This window comes from Rhizobium sp. BK181, from assembly GCF_014193305.1.
Classification (GTDB): domain Bacteria; phylum Pseudomonadota; class Alphaproteobacteria; order Rhizobiales; family Rhizobiaceae; genus Rhizobium.
In genome coordinates, this window is sequence record NZ_JACHZA010000004.1 from 1 (window position 1) to 21639 (window position 21639).

21 protein-coding genes and 2 pseudogenes are annotated in these 21639 nt (G+C 59.2%); 12 read left to right on the forward strand and 11 right to left on the reverse strand.

Annotation, left to right across the window (positions count from 1 at the left end):
• Positions 1–10 precede the first annotated feature (10 nt).
• Positions 11–220 (reverse strand): hypothetical protein, encoded by a 210-nt coding sequence (locus FHT77_RS12455; protein ID WP_183755336.1) that lies wholly within the window; start codon positions 218–220, stop codon positions 11–13.
• Between the two features lie 375 nt (positions 221–595).
• Between FHT77_RS12455 and FHT77_RS12460 the strand changes: the two genes are divergently transcribed.
• Positions 596–2578 (forward strand): adenylate/guanylate cyclase domain-containing protein, encoded by a 1983-nt coding sequence (locus FHT77_RS12460; RefSeq protein WP_312859743.1) that lies wholly within the window; start codon positions 596–598, stop codon positions 2576–2578.
• A gap of 69 nt (positions 2579–2647) precedes the next feature.
• Positions 2648–4321 carry an aspartate-alanine antiporter gene (gene aspT, locus FHT77_RS12465; RefSeq protein WP_183755337.1) on the forward strand — a complete coding sequence of 558 codons (1674 nt, stop codon included), beginning with the start codon at positions 2648–2650 and terminating at the stop codon, positions 4319–4321.
• Between the two features lie 117 nt (positions 4322–4438).
• Here the strand turns inward: aspT and FHT77_RS12470 are convergent, their stop codons facing one another.
• The 5 genes from FHT77_RS12470 to FHT77_RS31245 form a co-directional block, all read right to left on the reverse strand.
• Positions 4439–5239 (reverse strand): hypothetical protein, encoded by an 801-nt coding sequence (locus tag FHT77_RS12470; RefSeq protein ID WP_183755338.1) that lies wholly within the window; start codon positions 5237–5239, stop codon positions 4439–4441.
• Between the two features lie 32 nt (positions 5240–5271).
• The gene (locus FHT77_RS12475) at positions 5272–6033 is read right to left on the reverse strand and encodes a transporter (RefSeq protein ID WP_312859749.1); all 762 of its coding nucleotides are present in this window, start codon (positions 6031–6033) and stop codon (positions 5272–5274) included.
• A 284-nt stretch (positions 6034–6317) separates the two neighbouring features.
• Positions 6318–6860 carry a hypothetical protein gene (locus FHT77_RS12480; protein ID WP_183755340.1) on the reverse strand — a complete coding sequence of 181 codons (543 nt, stop codon included), beginning with the start codon at positions 6858–6860 and terminating at the stop codon, positions 6318–6320.
• 21 nt (positions 6861–6881) lie between these two features.
• The gene (locus tag FHT77_RS12485) at positions 6882–8930 is read right to left on the reverse strand and encodes an alkyl/aryl-sulfatase (protein WP_246719812.1); all 2049 of its coding nucleotides are present in this window, start codon (positions 8928–8930) and stop codon (positions 6882–6884) included.
• A 323-nt stretch (positions 8931–9253) separates the two neighbouring features.
• Entirely contained in the window at positions 9254–9667 is a 414-nt protein-coding gene (locus tag FHT77_RS31245; protein ID WP_312859744.1) for a hypothetical protein, read from the reverse strand.
• Between the two features lie 341 nt (positions 9668–10008).
• Here FHT77_RS31245 and FHT77_RS31250 point away from each other — a divergent pair, with 341 nt between their 5' ends.
• The gene (locus FHT77_RS31250; RefSeq protein ID WP_246719835.1) at positions 10009–10443 is read left to right on the forward strand and encodes an NAD-dependent epimerase/dehydratase family protein; all 435 of its coding nucleotides are present in this window, start codon (positions 10009–10011) and stop codon (positions 10441–10443) included.
• Complete coding sequence (locus FHT77_RS31255) at positions 10341–10754, forward strand: hypothetical protein (RefSeq protein WP_246719814.1); 414 nt, start codon at positions 10341–10343, stop codon at positions 10752–10754. Before FHT77_RS31250 ends, FHT77_RS31255 begins: the two co-directional genes overlap by 103 nt.
• Positions 10755–10940: 186 nt before the next feature.
• On the opposite strand, the gene FHT77_RS12500 is transcribed toward FHT77_RS31255, so the two are convergent.
• The gene (locus FHT77_RS12500) at positions 10941–11834 is read right to left on the reverse strand and encodes a LysR family transcriptional regulator (protein WP_183755341.1); all 894 of its coding nucleotides are present in this window, start codon (positions 11832–11834) and stop codon (positions 10941–10943) included.
• A gap of 123 nt (positions 11835–11957) precedes the next feature.
• On the opposite strand from FHT77_RS12500, the gene FHT77_RS12505 reads away from it, so the two are divergent.
• The 3 genes and pseudogenes from FHT77_RS12505 to FHT77_RS31260 form a co-directional block, all read left to right on the forward strand.
• On the forward strand, positions 11958–12905 hold the full coding sequence (locus FHT77_RS12505) for an alpha/beta hydrolase (protein WP_210280891.1): 948 nt from the start codon (positions 11958–11960) through the stop codon (positions 12903–12905).
• A 53-nt stretch (positions 12906–12958) separates the two neighbouring features.
• The gene (locus tag FHT77_RS12510; RefSeq protein ID WP_183755343.1) at positions 12959–13921 is read left to right on the forward strand and encodes an alpha/beta hydrolase; all 963 of its coding nucleotides are present in this window, start codon (positions 12959–12961) and stop codon (positions 13919–13921) included.
• Positions 13922–14563: 642 nt separating this feature from the next.
• Positions 14564–14809 (forward strand): annotated as a pseudogene (locus FHT77_RS31260) (integrase); the annotation flags it as partial.
• A gap of 57 nt (positions 14810–14866) precedes the next feature.
• Here FHT77_RS31260 and FHT77_RS12515 read toward each other — a convergent pair.
• Entirely contained in the window at positions 14867–15286 is a 420-nt protein-coding gene (locus FHT77_RS12515) for a cupin domain-containing protein (RefSeq protein ID WP_183755344.1), read from the reverse strand.
• 323 nt (positions 15287–15609) lie between these two features.
• Here FHT77_RS12515 and FHT77_RS12520 point away from each other — a divergent pair, with 323 nt between their 5' ends.
• The 3 genes from FHT77_RS12520 to FHT77_RS12530 all read left to right on the forward strand — a co-directional run bounded on the left by FHT77_RS12520 (position 15610) and on the right by FHT77_RS12530 (position 17701).
• A complete protein-coding gene (locus FHT77_RS12520; protein WP_183755345.1) occupies positions 15610–16548 on the forward strand; it encodes an MBL fold metallo-hydrolase in 939 nt (312 codons plus the stop codon).
• A 73-nt stretch (positions 16549–16621) separates the two neighbouring features.
• Entirely contained in the window at positions 16622–16843 is a 222-nt protein-coding gene (locus FHT77_RS12525; protein ID WP_183755346.1) for a hypothetical protein, read from the forward strand.
• A 105-nt stretch (positions 16844–16948) separates the two neighbouring features.
• Positions 16949–17701, forward strand: a complete 753-nt coding sequence (locus FHT77_RS12530) for an SDR family oxidoreductase (RefSeq protein WP_183755347.1) — start codon at positions 16949–16951, stop codon at positions 17699–17701.
• A 152-nt stretch (positions 17702–17853) separates the two neighbouring features.
• Here FHT77_RS12530 and FHT77_RS12535 read toward each other — a convergent pair whose 3' ends face one another.
• Complete coding sequence (locus FHT77_RS12535) at positions 17854–18132, reverse strand: hypothetical protein (protein WP_183755348.1); 279 nt, start codon at positions 18130–18132, stop codon at positions 17854–17856.
• A gap of 159 nt (positions 18133–18291) precedes the next feature.
• Here FHT77_RS12535 and FHT77_RS31265 point away from each other — a divergent pair, with 159 nt between their 5' ends.
• Both FHT77_RS31265 and FHT77_RS12545 read left to right on the forward strand, forming a co-directional pair.
• Positions 18292–18957, forward strand: a complete 666-nt coding sequence (locus FHT77_RS31265) for a hypothetical protein (protein WP_246719816.1) — start codon at positions 18292–18294, stop codon at positions 18955–18957.
• A 462-nt stretch (positions 18958–19419) separates the two neighbouring features.
• A pseudogene (locus FHT77_RS12545) lies at positions 19420–19617 on the forward strand (tautomerase family protein); the annotation flags it as partial.
• Between the two features lie 37 nt (positions 19618–19654).
• Here the strand turns inward: FHT77_RS12545 and FHT77_RS12550 are convergent.
• Both FHT77_RS12550 and FHT77_RS12555 read right to left on the reverse strand, forming a co-directional pair.
• Entirely contained in the window at positions 19655–20323 is a 669-nt protein-coding gene (locus tag FHT77_RS12550) for a VOC family protein (protein ID WP_183755349.1), read from the reverse strand.
• A gap of 320 nt (positions 20324–20643) precedes the next feature.
• Positions 20644–21630 carry an enoyl-CoA hydratase/isomerase family protein gene (locus tag FHT77_RS12555; RefSeq protein WP_183755350.1) on the reverse strand — a complete coding sequence of 329 codons (987 nt, stop codon included), beginning with the start codon at positions 21628–21630 and terminating at the stop codon, positions 20644–20646.
• Positions 21631–21639: the final 9 nt, after the last annotated feature.

A 21639-nucleotide genomic window follows, 5' to 3' on the forward strand; every position in this document is an offset into this window, starting at 1 on the left:
ATTTGCTCATTCAAGGCGCCTGATACAAAGCTCCTCCGCTCAAGCGTCGAGGAGCTTTTTTGCGTTTCTGCCAAGTGTCGAGCTCGACGGATGCGATCCTGGTCATCAAATCATTCTGTGCGGCGGTGATGAACTGCTGCTCCATCAGGTCCAGAACCTCCATCGACGCCATGATGTTGGCGATCGAGCCGTGCACCCGCAAACCGGCCGGATCACACATAGTGAGTTCTCTATGTCTTACTCCGAGCTCTCCTTCTGGGCCTACGCTGCCGTGTCCGAACAGTGTTTTCCCGGTGCCTGCCGCATGATCGGCGTCCACACGGCATGTCAGAGGTTCTTGCGCCGTGACGCGGTCCCGATCTGCCACCGCGACCCAAAAGTGGTCGCCAGAGGCGAACGAGGTGCGCACAGTCTGGCCATTGGTATTCCGTAACAGATTTTTGATTTACCGTAACGTACTTACCCGATGCCTTCGCACTTGGTTAGATGCGGTCATTGCAACGCATCAACGGCCACTCGGAAATGTCGATAAAGTCAGCGTCGAGGGTGACCCCGTCATTGCCGATAAACGACAGTCTGGCGGGAGGGGACACCGGTGAGTAGTTGGTCCAAGCCGCTGAGAGTACATCTGAGTGTCGTTATCGTCGGCCTGTTGATCTGTATCTCAGCGCCGCTGATGTGGATGGCCTATGAGCAGGGGCGGGCGACGGCGTTGGCAGCAGGCGAAACCCAGATGCGTCAACTGGGGCTTCGTGTCGTAGAAAACTACCAGAGCGTCTTCGGTGACGGCTATTCGGCAGCGGCCACGGCATCCGTCCTGCCACAGATGTTGACGCCGCCGTCCCAGGATTTCGACGCCAAGCGCGACTATTTGCTCAAGGTGCTTCAGAGCGCCGACTATATCGACGGCATCTATGCCGGCTACCCCGATGGAAGCTTCATCCAAGCTGTCAATGTCGCTGCCAATCCCGCCTGGCGCGAGGTCTTGTCGGCGCCGGAAGAGACCGCATTCGCGATCCGGGTCATCGACAGGTCTCCCGCTGAACCGTCAGCCCGATGGCATTTCCTCGGAGCGAACGGTGCCCAGATCGAACAACGAAACGATCTCGGCGACTCCTACGATCCAAGAACGCGCCCTTGGTATCAGACCGCCCGCGACACCCGCGAACAGGTCTCGGTCGGACCCTACGTGACGGCGACCACGAAATCCCTGAGCCTTACGCTCGCAGTACCGATGAGCAAGGATCATGAGACAGTCGCCGGAGTGGACGTCCTACTTCAGACGATCAGCCGCCTGCTTAACAAGGAGGCCATATCTGAGAACGCTCGTGGCTACGTGTTCGATGGGCGTGGGCGCCTGATCGTGCACTCCGACGCCGCTGTTATGGCAAGGATACTGCAGACGTTGTCTCGAGGCGATTCCGGAGACGCCTCCGTCCCTGACGACGCCGATCCGGCGATCGCCCCCATTCGGGCGCTGCTTTCAGCTCACAAGGGGACCGGCGGAGGCATCGTGCCATTCAGTGTGAACGGCGTTAGCTACGTGGCACAGATTTCTCCCGTGGAATTCTCGGGTCTTCTGAAAGGAAACGCTGTCGTTATCGCCGCGCCGTTGGCTGATTTGGTTGGCCCGACTGACAGGCTGCTCTTGAAGAACCTTCTGACGGCGACCGCATTCGTTGCGGTGGGTATCGGCGCCGCAATCGTCATGGCGCGGCTGATCAGCAAATCCCTATTCGCATTGGCGGACGAGGCACGAAGCATCGGCGATCTGAAATTCGAGGAACGCCGGCTTCCGCATTCGTGGATTGCCGAAATCAACATTCTCGGGCGCACGCTTGAAGCAGCCCGAAACACCATTGCTACGTTCTCGTTGTATGTGCCCCGAGAACTTGTCCGAAGGATCGTGACATCTGGGCAGTCCGCTATCGGGGTGGCCGGACGGCAGGAAATCACAGTCCTCTTCACAGACATTCAGGACTTCACCACGATCTCCGAACAGCATTCGCCGGAAGAGGTCGTCGAGTTGCTCTCGGCGTACTTCGAACTTCTGAACGAAACTGTCGAGCAACACGACGGGACGATCGTCCAGTATCTCGGAGACTCCATCTTTGGCATGTGGAACGCCCCCACCCGTGACGATGACCATGTAGCAAAGGCCTGTCGCTGCGCGCTTGCGATGAAGCAGGCGATCGATGGAATGAATGCCGCCAACCGCCAGGCTCATCGCCCACAACTCGTCACCCGGTTCGGCCTGCACACCGGCCAAGCCGTCGTCGGCAGCGTCGGCGCGAAGGCTAGGCGGCAGTACACCGCCATGGGCGACACCGTCAATGTCGGTTCGCGCCTCGAGGGAATGAACAAGGAGTTCGGTACATCCATTTTGGCAAGCGGAGCTGTTCGGGCCGCCGTATCCGAAATCTTCGAGTTCCGAGCTTTGGGCACAGCTCGCGCCAAGGGCCGGATGGAGGAGCTCGTGGTGTATGAGTTGGTCAGCAGTAGGCCGGGTTTGAATGCCGAGGAGACTATGGGGGATTGTGTCCAACCAATACCGCCGGGCAAGACGGGCCGCCTATAGTTCCTGGGATATGTCTTCGCCGTCGGCGACAACGATGGCTTTTGATCACTTCAGTGAGGGCCGCTAAGCATGTCGTTCCTGGCTAATCCTGTCATTGCACTCTTCCTTTCGATGGCACTCGGCTATTTCATTGGACGATTGCGTGTCGGCCCAATCCAACTCGGCGGCATCTGCGGAACGCTTCTCGTCGCCCTTGCACTCGGTCAGTTCGGTGTCCGCGTAAGCTCTGACCTGAAGGAGACAGCGTTTGCGCTGTTCATCTACGCGCTCGGATTTTCGGCCGGGCCACAATTCTTCGCCAATATTCGCGGCGGATGGCGGTACGGGATTTTTTCGGTGATCGAAGTGATCTGCGCGCTGCTGCTGGTCGCGGCGGCGATCGTTATCTTTCACCTCGACATTGGAACCGCCTCTGGGCTCTTCGCGGGATCGGCAACAGAGTCCGCAGTCGTTGGCACGGCGTCGGAGGCGATATCCCATCTCTCCTTGCCGCAGGCGGCTATCGAGGAACTCCAAGGAAACATCGCGACTGCGTATAGTCTCACCTATCTGTTCGGCCTGATCGGAATCGTGGTCTTTGTCACACAGATTGCACCTTTGATCCTTGGGATTGATCTGAAGCAAGAGGCGCAGGCACTGGCACGAAAACTCGGCTCACCCGAAGACGTCGGCGACCAGCCAGAGGGCCTTCCTCTGCTGGTCGGGCGAGCGTTCTGCGCGGGCTCTGTGGCAGGACAGACAGTTGGCGATGTCGAGCGCAGCCGGAACTGGTCGATCGCGATAGAAGGCGTTCACCGAGGAAGTGACGTTGTGGAGGCGCTGCCCGAGTTGGTGGTCGAGCCTCGCGACATTCTTTTCATCCGTGGGCGGCGCAATGCGGTCATCTCCGTTCGAGACCTGTTCGGGGACGAAGTGCCTGTACCCGATGGAGCCAGCATCACCTTGGTGTCGCGCGACGTCGTCCTTTCCCGAAAGGAGGTCTTCGGTCGGCAGATCCGCGACCTGAGGCGACTTGCCTCGCCGGAACTGCACCGCGGCGTCTTTGTGTCGAACGTGCGGAGACTCGGACAGCAGATCCCGGCGCTATCGGGAGCCGTCCTGCAACAAGGCGATGTCCTGACGCTCTACGGGCCTGAGAAGGCGGTCGAACGCGCTGCCATCGAACTCGGCAACCCGCTTCCCGCAACGCATAAAACCGATTTCACATATCTGGGCATCGGTATAGTCGTCGGCTTGCTGATCGGTCATCTCAGCCTCGAGCTCGGTGCGATGAGGCTAACGCTCGGTTCAGGCGGTGGGGCGTTGATTTCAGGTCTGGTTTTTGGCTGGCTCAACATGCGAAACCCGTCGCGCGGTGGCTTCCCGCTTCCCGCGGCAGAATTTGCGAAAGATATTGGTCTGGCTGCCTTTATCGCGGCGATCGGTCTCGAAGCAGGACCGCATGCAATCAAGCTTATCATGCAATACGGGTTGATCTTGCCGATACTGGGGCTGCTCGTCTCGGTGGTGCCGGCTGCGGTATCGCTTTACGTTGGCTCCAGGTTGGTGAAAGTCGATCCGCCTATTCTTCTGGGAATAATCGCTGGGCAGCACTGCAGCACACCCACGATCAGCACACTCGTTTCCCAGGCAGGAAGTTCGATTCCGGTCATCGGCTACACGGTGACCTACGCGATTTCGAATGTGCTGCTACCGCTGATGGGGCCAATCATCGTGGGCGTCGCCGCCGCCCTCGCTCCGTGATATTGACAATTCGCAACCATCCCCGTCTTCGACACGCATCGCTGGCTCAATTTATGCGGGTGGTAGTTGGCATTTCGCGAAACGCGCTCAACGACTTTCGGTCGACGACGGGAAAGATCACTGAAGCGGAACGACTGGGGTTGAAAGCCCCTGTCGCGTCCACTCATAGACGCGAAGGTCGGTACGGAAGTTTCCGAGGCGCGCTGTAGCAAGATCGAGAATGTCGATGACGATCGCCGTCCATACCACCGTCAAAATGAGAACCAGAAAGCGCACAGGTCGCCCCTTCAGACCAAACTGGTAGCCGAGCAACGACATGCTCGCTACCATGACGCCGATGAGCAACCAGAAGATCTGCGACGGCAGTCGCGTTTCGAGTGCGAAGCGCTCGGAGGTGCTCGCATCGAAAGTCTCGTTAACGGAGGCCATAAGAGACGCGGCGATCGGGTCCGGGCGTTGACGCACGATGGTCGTGACCCGGTTCCAGATTTCCTGCTGAAGCCGCGAGGTCTCCTGGTTCGCCCTGTTGATCGCTTCCTCGTCGCGTCCTGCCCGAACGAAATTCTCGCGTGCGTTGAGATACTCCGTAAGCAGCCCGGCCACGTCCAGTGCCTCGGTTGATCCAACGGCCTGCGCGCGAAGCCAGGCGGTACCGATCGCGTTGGCCTCGCTCAGCGTATCCTGGCGACGTTCGTTGAAGCGAGCGCTGGAATAGGAAAGCGTCAGCGCGAGCACGAACGCCAGCAGGCCGAGCATTCCGCCAACGACGACGCCGACGTTTTCCGGTTGCCCGGTGCCACGCGCTCTGACGCGGCTGCCTAGGCGGAAGCCGACTTCGTGGGCCGCAAGTTGAAGGACAAGCAGGAGCAGCCCGACGGCAAGGATGCTGGTCTCGGCGATTGCAATGATCAAGTTCATTGTAGCCTCGTCATGCTAGCGGGGCCATGAGGTCACTTCGGAAACAGAAACGTGATCGAGGCCCGCACTCCCCAGCCTTCCGGGCCGCCTTCTGCAGACGCCGCCCAGTATCGCGCGCCAACCTGGAAGCTCACTGGCTGCTTGTCGAACGTGACGAGCTTCGCGACCGAAACGTTGATCGGCACGCTCCACTGGTTGCCCTCCCAATCGTAGGTGCTCTCGGTATTGAGCGCAAAGGTCCAGGCATCCTGGGTCGTGTAGGAAATGAAAGGCTGTAGGAACGTGGAGCTGATATCCGCACGACCGCCGTCCCCTGCCACCGACCAGATATGATTTGCAAGCGCGCCGTAGGTCCATGGGCCGTCCTGCTTCAATACCACGCCTGTCGGACCGATCCCGAGCTTCTCGCCGCCCAAAAGCGGTTCGGTTGCGGTCGGTAGGAGGATGGCTGGACCTGCACCCCAAATGATGCCGCCAGGCCCGGGTTGCTTGGGAGAGAAGAAGAAGCTCTGCAGAGTGTCACCCAGACCGAACTGCGATCCCGTTTCACCGGCGATGTCGTCCTGCCACGTGACGGGGACGATCGTTCGCGAAATCACGTTCCAATCCGCATTGAGCTCGATCGGAATGACCGGCTGGATGTTAAGCACTGCCTTGTGTCCATCGATCGGGCCGTATCCGGTATCATAGTTGAATTGGAATGGTACGCTGATCAGTGAGGCAATGGGGTTCGACAGTTTCTTGGCCAAGTCCGCGTCCTGTGCGGTGGCCGAGCAGCAGGAGCATAAGGAAATTGCGAGAGCAACGAGGAGAGACTTCGGGCCGGTCACGAATTCCTCCAATCGGTTTGCACCGGATGAACACCTTGGCGACCTCAGGTTGCTCTGGGCGCTTCCATTAGCAAAGCGTGTTCAAAGGATCAGCCAGCCATTTTCCGTCATTTTTTGATCAGTGTTGCCCTGATGCTACTGCGGAGGATGGCTTTTCATCTTGGCCCAAATGCCCATTAGAGAGGTGGACATGACCGACCATCCGCGTGAATTCGGCTAGTCGCAACCACCTGCTCAAATTCGATTGCTCACGCCACCTCGGTGCAGACGAACTCGCTGAACTGGCCGACAGGATAGGCGGTCATGAAGGCCGACCGGATTGCGGCAGCCGATGCATCCGGCGCATCCACAAAGACGACCCCGGACTCTTGCCCTTGTGCAAACGGCAGGCGTCCCTTGGCGATTTCGTCTGCGGCTGCCTGCGATATCACCACGATGGCATCGCGCTCGCCGGTTTCATCCGGTTCGATCCGAGGCGAGGAAGGGGTTGCGCGAACATCAAAACCCGAGAGCGTGGGGTGGAAGTAGCCCCACGTCCGGCTCTCGATCATCAGCACGAAGAAGTTCGGCAGGGCCAGCAAACGAGAGGCAGACAGAACCTGCTCGAGGCGTTGCTGCAGGAAAGTCAGAAGTACGACCGCCTCATGGCGCGATTGCGCCATGTCCTTCTCTTCAGCCGGTGCTTCCGGCAGGAGACCATCATCGATCGCCTGCCGGGTGGCTACTGCAACCGCAAGCGTCAGCGGATGCTCGACTGCAAACTCGATCGTCAACGAGCATATGGTGCACATGCGCTTGCTGCTCCTTTACGCTCAGGCGGTCACGATGTTGAACCAGAACTCGAAGTTGTCGAGCAAACCGACGAATTCCGAAAGCCTCTTGGGATCACCGGTGAGCTTGGCTTTCCCTTCAACCACCTGCTTCTCCATCGTCGAGGTGCCGAGCATCACGTCGTTCAACGCCTCGCGGGTGGTGACAATCGAGACATCAGCGCTCGGTGCGCTCTTGTCCTTGGAATAGTGGATCGCCGAATTCTCGACGCCGACGACGTATTTTTCGTTGGTGTCGGTCAGCTCCATGTTGATCTCGATCGTCTTGCCCGCTGCGCGCTCGCCGTTCAGCCGGACCCCGAGGAAGTCGAAGAACATGTCGATCGGCATTGCCCTGATCGTGTCCGGGCTCGCCGTGTTCGGAACCGGGAGTTCGGTCACGCCTTCGCGCAGTTCGCGTGCACCCGTCAGGTAGAAGTTGCGCCATGGTCCGGATTCGGACTGGTAACCCAACTGCTCGTAGGTGTCGGCAAGAAGCTGCTTGGCAGCGACGTTGCTGGCATCGGCGAAAACGACATGGTTCACGACTTCGGCCACCCAGCGATAGTCGCCTTGCTCGAAGGATTCCTTCGCCTGCCGCAGCACATTGTCGGCACCGCCCATGAAGTCGACGTAGCGCTTGCCGGCTTCGGTTGGCGGTAGCTGGTGAAGGGTCGCAGGCGCGCCGTCGAAGAAGCCGAGGCGAAGGTTATATTGCGCCACAGCGTCGTGATAGACGGTGCCGTAGTAGCTCCGGCACGCCCATGTCGTGGCCAGCGCCTGCGGAAGGCGGATGACTTCGCCGATTTCCTTCGGCGTCATGCCGCTGTTGGCCATCCGCATGACCTGGTCATGGATGAAGCGGAACATGTCGCGCTGGCTCTTGAGGTGGGCGATGACGCGGTCGTTGCCCCATGTCGGCCAGTGGTGGGAGGTGAAGAGGACCTCGGTCTCGCCACCGAACATGTCGATCGACTGCTGCAGATATTTTGACCAGAGCAGACCGTCGCGAACTTTCGCCCCACGCAGGGTGTAGAGGTTGTGGAGTGTGTGGCAGGCGTCTTCGGCGGCGCAAAACGCCTTGTACTTCGGGATGTAGAACATGAATTCCGACGGTGCCTCCGATTCCGGGGCCATCAGAACTTGCAGCTCGACGCCGTCGATGATGATCTTCTGGCCTGTTTCGGTTGCCCAATCAGTCGGCAGCGCCAGCCCGATTTCACCTGTCGACGTGGTCTTGCCGAGGCCGCCATCGACCTGACCCTGCGGTCCCCGCGGCAACAGGTTGCCGTACATGTAGCTGGCGCGGCGGCTCATCGCATTGCCGGCAATGATGTTTTCGCCAACGGCAGCCTTGGTGAAGTCCTCTGGTGCGACGATCTTGACCTTGCCGGCATCGATGTCGGTCTGGTTCACCAGACCGCGCACACCGCCATAGTGATCGACGTGGCTGTGGGTATAGATGACCGCGACGATCGGCTTGTCGCCGAGCTTCGGAATGACAAGCTCCTTCCAGACGGCCCGCGCCGTTTCCGAGCTGACCAATGGATCGATGACGATGTAGCCGGTGTCGGTGCGGATGATGCTCATGACCGACAGGTCGTAGCCGCGAGCCTGGTAAATGCCGTCGACGACCTCGAAGAGACCATGGATCATGTTGAGCTTGGCCATGCGCCAGAGGCTGGGGTTCACAGTATCCGGAGCGTCGTCGGTTTCGGAGGTGCCAAGGAAATCATAGACGCTGAGGTCCCAGACCGGCGTCCCGTCGGCGTTCTTGATGATGGCCGGGTCGGGCAAGGCCGCTAGCAGACCGCGATGCGAATCCTTGAAGTCCTGCACGTCGTCGAACGGGAGGCCATTGCGATAGAGCGCGTTGTAATCAAGTGTGGCCTTCGTGGCGGGCTTGGCTGCACTTCCGCTTCGAGGAACTGGGGGCGCATCTTGGGCGCTCGCCTTGGCTGATTGCCCGACGAGCGTGACGGCCAGACCCGCCGATGCCATGCCACGAAGGAATTCCGATCTGCTGATGCCATTGCCGTCAGAGGAGGTCATTGCGTTCTCCGTGCTTTTGCGCAGTCCAACATTTCGTGGAGGAAGCTAAGGGCACGGACGAATATTAGAAGTGCGTAACGGTAAATTTACCCGTAAAAGCTTGAATTTTGCGGCTGCACAATTCACGAGACTTTGAAACGGCGGTGTCCGCTTCCGACGCCTAAAGTCCGCCGAACCTGGTCACGCGGGTGGCTGCTTTCGGAATCTTGCTGCGAACTTATCAACGACCGGAATGAGGGCGCAAAGCAGTCTTTCAGTGATCCGCCTTCGATGACCGCAATGGGCCGAAAACAGCCGCCCTAGTGTCATCCCTATCGCCATACTCAAACGACCGTCGTCAGCAAATCCTTCAGCGAGGCGACCTGGACGAAAGGCTGCGCCGCCGCGGCAAGGTCAGGGTCCAGGGTGACCAATGCATCCGCCTGCAGCTGCGTGACGGCGATGTATTCGGCGCGATAGGTATCCGCCCAGTCAAGTTGACTGGCGATATTCCACGCGTATCGCTGCAACACGCGGTCGCCGAGCAATCGAATTCTCAGACCCCGGAGATAGTCCAGCTGAATGTCAGCTTCCCTCTTGCGGAGATCGCCATTGCGCACCGCCGAATAGAGGTGGGCCAACATTTGGGATCGCAAGAGCGTTGGGGCAACCAAGGCGTGGTTGTCCGGAACCTTTGCGGCATTTTTCGCCAGCACGAGCGCAGCGTCGGCCGCTATCGCAAACCGCGTCTTCACCACGATCTTCTCTCCCTGGAAGTTGGTAGGGATCCAGTCCGTGCAGTTAGATCATCCTCCTTCTAGCGCCGATAGCGAAAAATGGCCCAACTCGTCCTTTTCTGGGAAAGCCAGCGGTAACACGCTCCGGTCATTGTCGCTGTCGGTGAATTCGATATTCTCGGCGCTTCCAGCCTCCTACGCGACACAGCATCGAAATGTTCAGGAGTACGAATGCGGGTAGTGCTTACTGGTAGTTCCGGACGCGTTGGTCGCGCCATTTTCAACGCCCTGTCCGTGTCGGGATCGATCGTTCGCCCTTTTCGACGACGCGCTTTGTCGGCGACTTCGCGGACGAAAGGCTCCTGGCGTCTGCCCTTGATGGCGCGGATGCGATCATTCACTCGGCCGCATTGCACGCGCCTCATGTCGGCGTCGTTCCGGACGAGGAATTTCAGCGGATCAACGTCGCCGGGACCGAGCGTATCGCGAGGGCTGCGCTGGCGGCTGGCGTCAGACGATTCGTTTTCACCAGCATGACGGCTTTGTACGGACATTCCGTTTCGTCCAGTTCGTGCAGCTGGATCGACGAGGCGACAACGCATCAGCCTAATCCATCTATCACCGCACCAAGCTGGACGCCGAACGCATTCTCGAAGACATGGCGGCTTCCAAATTGGCTGTGCGCGTTCTCCGGATGTCTCGCAGCTTTCCCGAGCCGGCCGATGTCATGGCTGCCTACAGGCTGCACCGGGGCGTGGACATTCGTGATGTCGCAGACGGCCACGTACTGGCATTGACGAACGAAGGAGCCCCATTTCAACGTCATATCCTTTCGGGATCTACCCCGTTTGCGGTTGAGGATTGTGAGGCTCTGGCGGGGGACGCTGCCTCGGTCATCCGGCTTCGGTGTCCCGGGCTTGCTGCCGAATTCCAGCTCAGGGGATGGAGCTTGCCGACGTCCATAGATCGTGTCTATGACCCGGCCGCGGCCATCCGCGATTTGAACTGGAGTCCGCGGTTTGGGTTCGACGAGGTGTTCGCGCAACTGGATAGGCGAAGCCTGGAGGTGATGCCGTTGGGATCGCAGATGAACCGGAAGCCGGAATAGCCGGCCGCAGAATATCTGGGGTGTCGTGAAGCGAGCCGGTTGCGATGGTTGCAACGGGCCAAGGCAACAGCCTTGGCCGCTTTGCGCCCCATTCCGGACATAGCTTGCATGCTAGCAGGATCCCATAAGCGGACATCTCTTTGGATCCACGAGGTGGTATGTTCGCGCAAACAGCGGTCATACGCTTCACGCCCGGTATCTGACCGCATCGACGAACAGGCTGAACGCCGGGGATGCGTGCCGTCTGCTCGGGTAATACAGGTGATAACCGGGAAGTGGTGGTGTGCTGTCCGGCAACACTCTATTCAGCCGTCCACTGGCGATATGCTCAGTCACCTGGTCGAGCGGCATATAAGCCAGCCCTAGCCCGTCAACCGCTGCGTCGAGGATCAGCTCGATTGTGTTGAAGACCAAAGGACCATCGACTCTGACCCTGACCTCACGCCCGCCATCGATGAGCCGCCATGCATTTAAGACGCCTGTCGTGGGCAGACGCAGGTTAATGGCCCGGTGATCGATGAGGTGCTCGGGGTTTTCCGGAACAGCATGCTTTTCGAAATAGGCAGGTGATCCGACGATGGCCATTGGCACATCCGGACTCATGCGCACCGCGATCATGTCTTTGGCGACCTGCTTCCCCAAGCGGACCCCGGCATCAAAGCGGTCGGCAACGACATCGACCAAACCATAGTCGACAATCACCTCGACATTGATGTCGGGATACTTCGTCAGCAATCGCGTCAGCGTCGGCCGAATGATGGTCTTTGCCGCATGCTCCACCGACGTGATGCGGATCGTTCCGGCTGGCCGATCCCGGAACTCGCTGAGGTCGGCGAAGCTCTGGTCAAGTTCACGGAGCATCGGTGTCAGTGTTTGTACGAGCCGTTCGCCCGCTTCCGTTGGCGCGACGCTGCGGGAGGTTCGCGCCAGAAGCCTTACTCCCAGCCGCTCTTCCAGACGGCGTACGATGCCACTGAGTGCCGACTGCGATAGCCCAAGCTTCAACGCGGCCCGCGTAAAATTGCGCTCTTCGGCCACCACGACGAACGCCGTGAGGTCTGCCATGTCCTGGCGATCCATCAATCACCTCAGTGATAGGTTCATGCACTTCTCTATCATGGAATGATAGCCGGGCGGGCAGTATATTTCCAGTCGTCCGCTGCTGGCGCGGTGAAGACCAGATCAGAACAAGAGGAGATGACAATGGGTAAGATCAGTTTCGTGAACTCGAACAATCCTGGGATCACCATGTCGGCGTTCATCAATTTCCCCGCAGGGTTCAACGAAAGCGGCAAATATCCCGCCGTCGTCGTCTCCCATCCGGGCGGCGGCGTGAAGGAACAGACAGCCGGAACCTATGCCCGCAAGCTTGCCGAGGTGGGGTTCGTGGCGATCGCCTATGATGCATCCTATCAGGGCGAAAGCGGCGGCGAACCGCGCCAGCTCGAGAACCCCTACATCCGCACCGAAGACGTCAGTGCCGTCATCGACTATCTGACGACGCTTCCCTACATCGATCAGGGTCGTATTGGTGCCATGGGCATCTGTGCCGGAGCCGGGTACACCGCCAACGCTGCGATCCAGGATCGCCGGATCAAGGCGGTCGGCACGGTCAGTGCTGTCAATATCGGCTCGATGTTCCGCAACGGCTGGGAGAACAACGTCAAGGATATCGACGCGCTCCCCTATATCGACGCCGGATCGAACGCTCGCACCGCAGATGCTGTTAGCGCCACCAAGGGCCAAATGCCGCTCGCTCCTTTGAGGGAAGAGGACGCGCCGAACGAGGAACTGCGCCAGGCCTGGGAATACTATCACACGCCTCGCGCGGAATGCCCGACCGCTCCAGGTTTCGCGACGCTGCGTAGCCTGAACCAGATCATCACCTACGACGCCTATCACATGGCCGAGGTCTACCTGACGCAGCCGCTTCAGATCATCGCGGGGAGCGAAGCGGGCAGCAAATGGATGAGCGATGACCTGCTGCGACGTGCCGCCTCCTCGGACAAGAAACTCCATGTCGTCAAGGGGGCGAACCACATGGAGCTGTATGACGGCGAGAAGTACGTCGGTGAGGCGGTATCGGTCCTGGCACCATTCTTCCAGGAGAAGCTTGTTGCCAACGCCACAGCGAGCCAAGCCGCCGAGTAACGACAATACGATACCAACGAGCGCAAGGCGTTCCAGACGAACAGGAGAGTCACATGGAAAGCGTGACCATTCGCAACCCCGGAATGTATTGGGACATTGCCGCCAACATCCACTTCCCGCCGGACTTCGACGCCGGGAAGTACTATCCGGCAGTGGTTTCGAACCATCCTATCGGTAGCTGCAAAGAGCAGACCTCCGGCAATGTCTACGGCGCGGCGCTGGCAAAGGCGGGTTTCGTCGTCATCGTTCCGGATGCCAGCTTCCAGGGCGGCAGCGGCGGCCAACCACGCTGGATCGAAGACCCCGAACAGCGGGTGAAGGACTATCGTGATGTCATCGACTACGCCCAGTCCTTACCCTACGTCGATGCCAACAGGATCGGCATCCTCGGTATCTGCGGTGGCGGCGGTTACTCGATCAAGGCAACCATCATCGATAAACGCATCAAGGCGTTGGTCAGCATCACCGGTGTCAACTTTGGACGTCTGATGCGGGAAGGCTTCAGCAGTTTCGACCCTGTCGGGGCTCTCGAAGGAATGGCCGCACAGCGCACGGCGGAGAACGGCGGCGCAGAAGAGCGCATCAACATTTTCCTGCCCGCCAGCGTCGAAGAGGGCAAGGCTGCTGGTATCACCGACATAGATGTGCTGGAAGCGACGGACTACTACCGCAACCGATGCCCGGCTGTTGGGTCAGGTACGAGGATGCTGGTCTCGCATGCCACTTCGGCCGTCGCGTGGGACGCCTTCGCGTTCGCTGAAACGCTGCTGAGCCAGCCTATGATGTTGGTGTTCGGCGACAAGCCTGGCGGCTTTGGTGCCTATCGTGACGGGATGGAAATCTATGGTCGCGCCGCCTCGAAGAACAAGGAACTGGTCGTGGCCGAAGGCTGGTCGCATTATGACCTCTATGACAATCCAATCCCGACCGGTATCGCTCTGGACCGCGTGATCCCCTTCCTCAAATCGCACCTTGGCGAAGCCACCGTTTCCGTATTGGCCAAAGCCGCCGAGTAAAGCGGGCGGCCACGTTCTAATTCCTGACGCTGGCGGCCAGATTGCGCATGTGATTGATCGGCTCGCCGATGACAGCGGCACCCAAATGGCGCTCTTCCTTCGAAGGCGGGCAGGATCACAAGTCCGCCCGCCGATGCCAGAGTCGTCCAAGGCGACGTGCTCAGTCGTCAACAGATAAACGCGGCCATAACAGAGTAGGATATCGTCCACGCGGACCTGACGGGTGATGACCTCGACAATCAGGCGAAAAACGTCATCGCCTCAATGCGGACGGCTAGAGTTCGGCGGTTACGAGAAACGACTGTGCCCCCTAAGGCCTTCGCCTTTCGTCGTCGTCTCGTGGTATCAGCAAACCCGGCACAGATACCGACAAACCCTACTTCATGTAGGCATGGGCCGTTCGACGGCCCATAATTAACTGATCACGCTTGCTCCGCGACGAGTAGTCGTAGGACTTCGCATACGCCGCAATTCTGCGCACCTACGTCCGCTTTGGGCCCGGTCCCAGACCTGCCAGGCAAGAGTTCTGATGTCCGCTTTCGTGTTGGGGATCCTGGCAGCGGACCGTCGGCAGTCGGCCCCCAGTGAATCCTTTAGCGCACACGTTTTCCTACAGGCCATGAAGGCCAAAGGAGCATTCAAATGGGCATTGCACAATATGATCCTGCCGCATTGGGCCTGCCAGCATGGAATGCTGGCAGGGAGGTCGGCGTCAAGAAGCCGCTGAAGCAGCGCCAGATTTGGGCGATTCGCTTCTTCCTGGATCGGGAGGGACGCATGAGAGATCGCGCACTATTCGATCTCGCAATCGACAGCAAGCTCCGGGGCTGCGATCTTGTTAAGATCAAGATCGGGACCCTCGTTTGGGGGCGGCACATCAAAGTTCGGATGCGACCGCCCACGATCAGAGAGACTGGTTTGAGAGGGGCCAGTACCGCTCGCAACCTAATCGGTAGCGCCATCCGGTATTGTGAGTTTCGTTTCATCGGTGTCGACAACGAAGACCGCGAGAATTTTGGCGGGCTTCGTATCGCTGGCATTAGCACTGACCTGATGGTGGTCACCGGGTACTTCGATCCAATTTTCGCCGGTCTTATAGATCGTCACTTTACCGTCGTTGAGCTGGCTCTTGATCTCGCCCTCGATGACGGTAGCGTAGATGAATGCACTCTTGGCGTGGGTATGCGACGGGTTATGCCCACCTGGCCCATACTCGACGAGCACGCCGCGCATGCTCTTGCCTGGCACGTTGGGGAGGGGGTGGTCGAAGACCACGGTGACTTTGGCGTTATGCGGTTTGTCCGCCGCGGCGGCAGGCACTGCAATCAGTGCCGAGCAAAACAAAAAGGTCGCGAGCTTTCGCATCATGCTTCTCCTTCGCTTTTGATCCTGCCTATGACCGGCGCGGATCGTATGCGACCTACCAAGAGAAAAACTAGATATACCAAGGTTAGTGACCACCGTCGGGGAAACACAGTCGACAACCGCCTGCCTCTGATCACGCACCTCGGAGGCTATGACAGCCAATGGGTTATGCTGGAAAACGTAGGCCCCTGAGGTTGCTGTGGAGGTCCACCGCCAGCGAGGCCCCCAACCTAAGCATAGCTCGACCGCATCGCTCCCCGGATTTAGGGTTCCCACCGTGACCTATGACCGACAGCTCTCAACAACCGTATCTGGAGCCTATCATGTCAACGGTAGAAGCAAGACCCGCCACCACATCGATCCCCGGGGCCATACTCGGTAACCCGCAGGACGAGCTGGTCCCCTCGCGCTATGCAGTGCGCGTCGGCGACATCGACGTACTTGTGATCAGCGACGGCGTGCTGACGCCGCCGGCCGAGTCAATGGCCACCAACGCTGACCCGGCAACCCGTTCGGCCTGGCTGGACAACATGTTCTTGTCGAAAGGGGCTTTCGACTGGGCCTTGAATGCGGTCGTCGTGCGCAGCGGCAGCCAGACGATTCTCATAGACAGTGGCCTGGGGGAGGAATATCCGGACTTCCCGCGGGCGGGCTTATTTGTCCACCGGCTGGAGGCGGCAGGAATCGATCTTGCGGCGGTCACCGACGTAATCCTCACCCACATGCACTTCGACCACGTTGGCGGATTGCTCGCTGACGGCGTCAAGGAACGGCTACGCCCGGACCTCAGGATTCATGTGTCTTTTGTGGAAACCGAATTCTGGAAGTCGCCCGACTTCTCTCGGACCGCCATGCCGCCGCCCCTAGTGGAACTTGCGCGACGCGCGTCTCTCGAATTCTTGGGCGAATACCACAGTCACCTTCGAACATTCAACGAAGAGGCAGAGGTGGCACCTGGGGTTGTCGTCACTCGTACGGGCGGCCACACTCCCGGACATAGCGTTGTCCGCCTAACGTCTGGAAGCGAGCGACTGATGTTCGCAGGCGACGCCATATTCCCGGTTTCGTTCGACCATCCGGAGTGGCACAACGGCTTCGAGCACGACCCGGAGGAGGCGACCCGCGTTCGGCTGAGTCTGATGCACGAACTTGCCGGCAATGGCTCGTGGTTGATATCGACGCATTTGCCGTTCCCCTCCGTGGGACGAATAGCGGCCGCCGGCAATCTGTTTCGTTGGGTCCCAGTATGGTGGGACTTCTGACGAATATTTGCCATTGACGCTCGAAAGCCGACCGGATCGGCGTGGCCAATCCTGTTTGCGAGTTTTGTAGCCGGTGCTTGGGTCTTCGACGGAAACCAAGTCCAAGACAAGGTCGCGGGATGCATCTGGTGGTGCCACGACCGAGCAGAAGTCGAACACCAAGGTGGGAACAACCGATAGCATCGGTTCCGCAACCACAGGCGCCGAGAACGGCACGCAGAACTCCAAGTCGTCCGGCGGCACGTCGAAGCAGTCGGGAGAGACCTTCTACGAGGGGCCTACCGACAATCACTGATCAGCCGAAATGCGAGCACGACCAAAAGTTTATCGTCGTTCTATTGACGAAGAAGGATGCTCCGGTGGTCATACGCCGACGACAGCAACAGATGGAACAACGCCGATGAAAATCACCGTACTAGGCGCGAGCGGCCGCATTGGAACCCGGCTTGTAGACAAGCTTCGGCAGACGGACGCCGAGGTAGTCTCGGCCTCTCCTTCGCTCGGGGTCAATAGCGTAACCGGGGAAGGGCTTGTCCTGGCCGTCGCTGGATCCGACGTGATCATCGACGTGACCAACGCCGCATCATTCGGCGACAATTCCGCGCTGGCGTTTTTCAAGGCGTCTACCGAGAACCTGTTGGCGGCTTCCGCCAACGCGGGCGTCGCGCATTACATCGCGCTCTCGGTGGTGGGGACACCCCGCCTTATCGAAAGCGATTACTTCCGCGCGAAGATGGTACAGGAAAATCTCATCCGAGCCGCGCGCCGGCCATACACGATCCTCCATTCCACGCAATTCTTCGAATTCATAGGTGGCGTTGTCGACATGGGGGCGGATGGGGAGAGCGTCAGACTTCCTTCCGCGTCAGCAAGGCCGATAGCGGCTGATGACGTTGCCGAAGCGCTTTCTCGTTTAGCGACGGAAGGCGCATTGAACGATACGGTCGAAATTGGTGGCCCCGAGCAATTCGGCCTCGACGAAATCGCCCGAGTGCATATAACTGCAAACGAAGACACGCGCGCCGTTGTTACGGACGACACCGCCCGCTATTACGGCGTCAGACTGAACGACGACACGCTGCTGCCGCGCAATGACGCTCGGGTGGCTTCAATGAGGTATGTCGACTGGTTGAACCGCTCGATGGCCAATTAGGTTCAGAGTGCCTGCAGGTCCCGAACGGCCGTCTCATATTACCAGCCGAATAGCACGGGCCAGCGCCAGGCCTAGTCGCCGCAGTTCCGTCAGTGTTGGTCCAAGAGCCAGCGGACGCTCGGCTTTCGGTCTGTTTGGCCAGCAGTCGGACTTCACGCTTGACCTCCATGAGCAGCTTCACGAGCGCCATCACTCGACCATTTCCTAAATCGGCTTCCGGTTCGAATCCCATCAAGACCTTCATTGAACACAAACGCGGAAAGATTTTTCCAGTTATGGGGGAAACCCATGGCATTTTCATCCGCGAGCGGGCAGGAATCCATCAATTCCAGGAGATGCTGACGCCACTGATTTCCTGGTGCCACGATACCCATTAGATAACCGAGAACCGCCACCGTATTATATAGACGGCCTTGAACATTCTGATCCATGGCTAGCTTCAGGCTGGCAGGGGACTTTGTCACGATCATCTTCACGGTGACCTGCTTGTTCCAAAGAAGGCCATTCCCCAGTGACGGCTTCGCGCCGCAAGCGGACGTTGATACTCCTCCCAATTTCAATTCAGGATAAGTCAAAGGGAGGAAAGAACCATGCCCGGCGAACTAACCATGAGGGTTGTGCGGGAAGATTACGCCCGGCGTGTCAGCGTGTATTCTCGTTCTGACGGGAAGTACGAATATGTCGAAGAGGTGCTCTCTGAATGGGATGACAGCCCGCCCTCTTGGGTCGGAGAACGTACGTCAGGCATCCTCGCGAGCGCCAAGGATGCCATGGCAGACGCCAGACAGGTGATCGAATGGATGCGGCTTCCATCGGCGACAAATAGTCGACCCACGGACGTTGACGTACCACTTCGGAGGTGGCGGCCAGTCGGTGTTGCCGAGCGTGCCCTGATTATACACCTGCTCGGGCAGGAGTTTCCGGGACGAGCCGAAATCCTCGAACAACTCAATTCTCTGGAAGTTATGCGGATTGGTTTTGGCAGCAGCCTAAAGCTTCGCAGTCAAGGGCCGTACGCCGAGGTTAAAGACACTGATACTCCGTCCTCGCGGCCGAACGACCGTATTCCCGTTGAAGGATTTTATGACGACGTCATTGATGAAACTAAGGGAATCTTGGGCATCGCGGCCCTCGTCAGGCTCGCGTTGCATGTGACTGGCGGAGAGCTGTCAGAACTTGAAGTATACAAAGAGAATGGAAAGCCCATTCTCATCGATCCCTATGAGATTGATCTGTCGAGGGTTCATTTCTACTGAAGGCCCCTCTACTTTGCGATCAGGGCTCCGCTCCAACGTCCGCTTCGGGCCGCAAGCAGACCTCGATGTCAAGGACTCTGATGTCCGCTTTGGTGGTTCGGGGTCCTAGCAGCGGACGGTCGGCCATCGGTCCCCTTTTCGACCAGCGCGATCTTTGTTCAATGGCCGCTTCTGGAGTAAACGGAGATTGTCAATGCAGGGCCCGCTTGAGGCAGAGACTTTACAAGGCTCCGTGCCATCAGGCCCCCGCAACCAAATCTTTAAATGGCAACGATCCGACCATAATTCCTGCGCGCAAACGTCAAGGCGTTAAGAAGATGCGTTTGCCCAACTTGGCGAGTTCAAGGTGTCAATCTCTCCGGAATCGATCTTTGCCATCGGCTTAGCACCGGTCGGCGCTTGGCTTCTGAGGGCAAACGGGTACGAAACGATGCCTATTGTAAACGTGTAGGGCACCCGCGAACGAACTGCGCCACTGCGCCGGACCGCCAGTCGGTTACGACGGAAGAGAAGGCCCGCATCATTGCGGGCGTCAGCCAGGTGCTGCTTGAGGTCCTCAACAAGTCGCCGACCTACATGGTGATCGAGGAAGTGGACCTCGACAACTGGGGATGGGGCGGGCCGCCGACCGCGGAATATCGGAAGTTCGCCGCCGCCAAGGCACCTAGTCCGTTGGGGCGGCGCGCAGTTGATCATGTCATTCCGGAAGATCGGCCCCTGCTTGCTCGGCAAGCATGTATGCGGCGTACCAATCGGGCCAATCATCGTCATGCTTGCCCCCATTTCGCTTCTCATGCTCGCCATGGGCAGCCGCAGCGCGCCGGAGGGCTGCTGCCAGATCGCCGTGGGAGGCAGACGTCGCGCCGTTGGCCTCTATCCGACCCGGTAGTCTCGTCGTAATCTCCTGGAGGAGCCATCCGTTGCCGTCCGGGTCGCTAAAGGATGCGAACGATCCATAGCTGGCGCGCGAAGGGTGTGGGCCGGGCAGCCGTCCATCGGTGTTTTTGTGGTGAAAGACGCCACCGACGTCGTGGAAGACGCTGCTCATTTCAGCACCATGTGAGGCCAATGCCGCGTGAGCCATCTCAATGTCTGATACGACAAGATGCAGCCCCTGAGCGGAGCCCGGCGCCGCGGACGTGACGTTCGATCCGAAGATCACCGAGCAGGGCGATCCCGGCGGCGTGACTTGAACGACGCGGAAGCCGTCCTTGCCGGGCACGTCGGCGTCGAGACGCCATCCAAGTCCGGTATAGAATGCCTTGGCGCGGTCGACGTCCGAAACTGGGATCACGACGACCTCCAGTTTCATGTCCACATCCTTCACTGTCTTTGTCGCACTCGTGCTACGCTCCTGAATATTCATCTTGTCATCCCTCGGTAAAATTGCTGCGGGGAACTTCCCGCGACCAGGCACACGATGCGCTCGCCTCGGGGGGATCGTCCATTATCCAATGGTGTCGCCAGGAGGGCAGTTTGGTGGCTCGGGTAGCTGCCTCGGTTGGATATGGTTCCGAGGCGGCGTCTAGCACCGCTTTCACGCGCGTCATGGGCGTATCGCCTCGTGGAAGGTCGGCTTGATCCCGGCGAGCAATCGCGCTTCCTGATCATGTTCGCCCTGCTTTGTGCGCGGTCATTTGAGGTGTCCCTACTACCAGCCAAGGCCTGTACGAACACACGCTACATCTATTTGTCTGCCAAGGTTCCCGTGTAGTGACCAAGTCTGGCCTCGATATCGGGATTGGTCTGCAGACCCATATCCATCAGCTTGCCGATGTTCTTCTGTGCGACCGGGCGCTGTACGGACGTGATGAACGCGTCCCACCCGGCGCCGATCTCGGGGTCGGACGGCAGGCTTGCATAGTCGACGAGACGTTTGGTGTCGGCAATCGCCTGGCGGTCGAAGCCGGAGATGCGAGTGGCAAGCGTGTCTACGAAGGGGTCAAGCCTGTCGTCGGGGAACGACCGGTTGACGTAACCGTACTCCTCGGCGAGATCGCCATTAATGTCGTCGGAGCCGAGCAGAACCTCAAGCGCTCGGCCTCGGCCCATCAGACGGGGAAGCCGGGCCATAGGACCACCACCGGGTACGAAGCCTGCGCCGACCTCCCATTGGGAAAGGATTGCCTTCTCCCGGCTCGCAAAGCGCATGTCGCTCGCCAGCGCAAGTTCGCTACCGACTCCCGTTGCGCGTCCGCGGATCAGTGCGATGGAAACCACCGGCGCCTTGCTGATGCGAACCAACATGTCCGGAAGCGGATGAAGTCCCGTCGTCCCTGACGGCAGGCTGGTGGATTCGGAAAGTGGGGGCGTGAAGTTGTAGTGGGTCAGGAAAAAGCCCGGCACCGCACTGTCAAAGACAACGACGCGCAGGTCGGGATCCGACTCGATCTCGGCGACGACCTTCTCCATCTGCGGAATGGTCTCCGGCCCGAAGATGTTGAAAGGCGGGTTGTCGAAAGTCACCCGCCAGTACGCCGGGGTTCTTTTGTCGACCTTGATCTGCGTATGCTCGCTTGCAGGCTGAGCTTGCTCTCCCGCCGGACGGGTGGTTTTTTCGGCGACCGCCTGGCCGGAAAGCGCGAGAGCGGGCAGCATCAGAACGGCGGTGGCCGTCAGAAATTTCAACGAGACAATGACGACGTTGTTCGGATTCGTTGGCTTGATCTTCATGAGTTACTC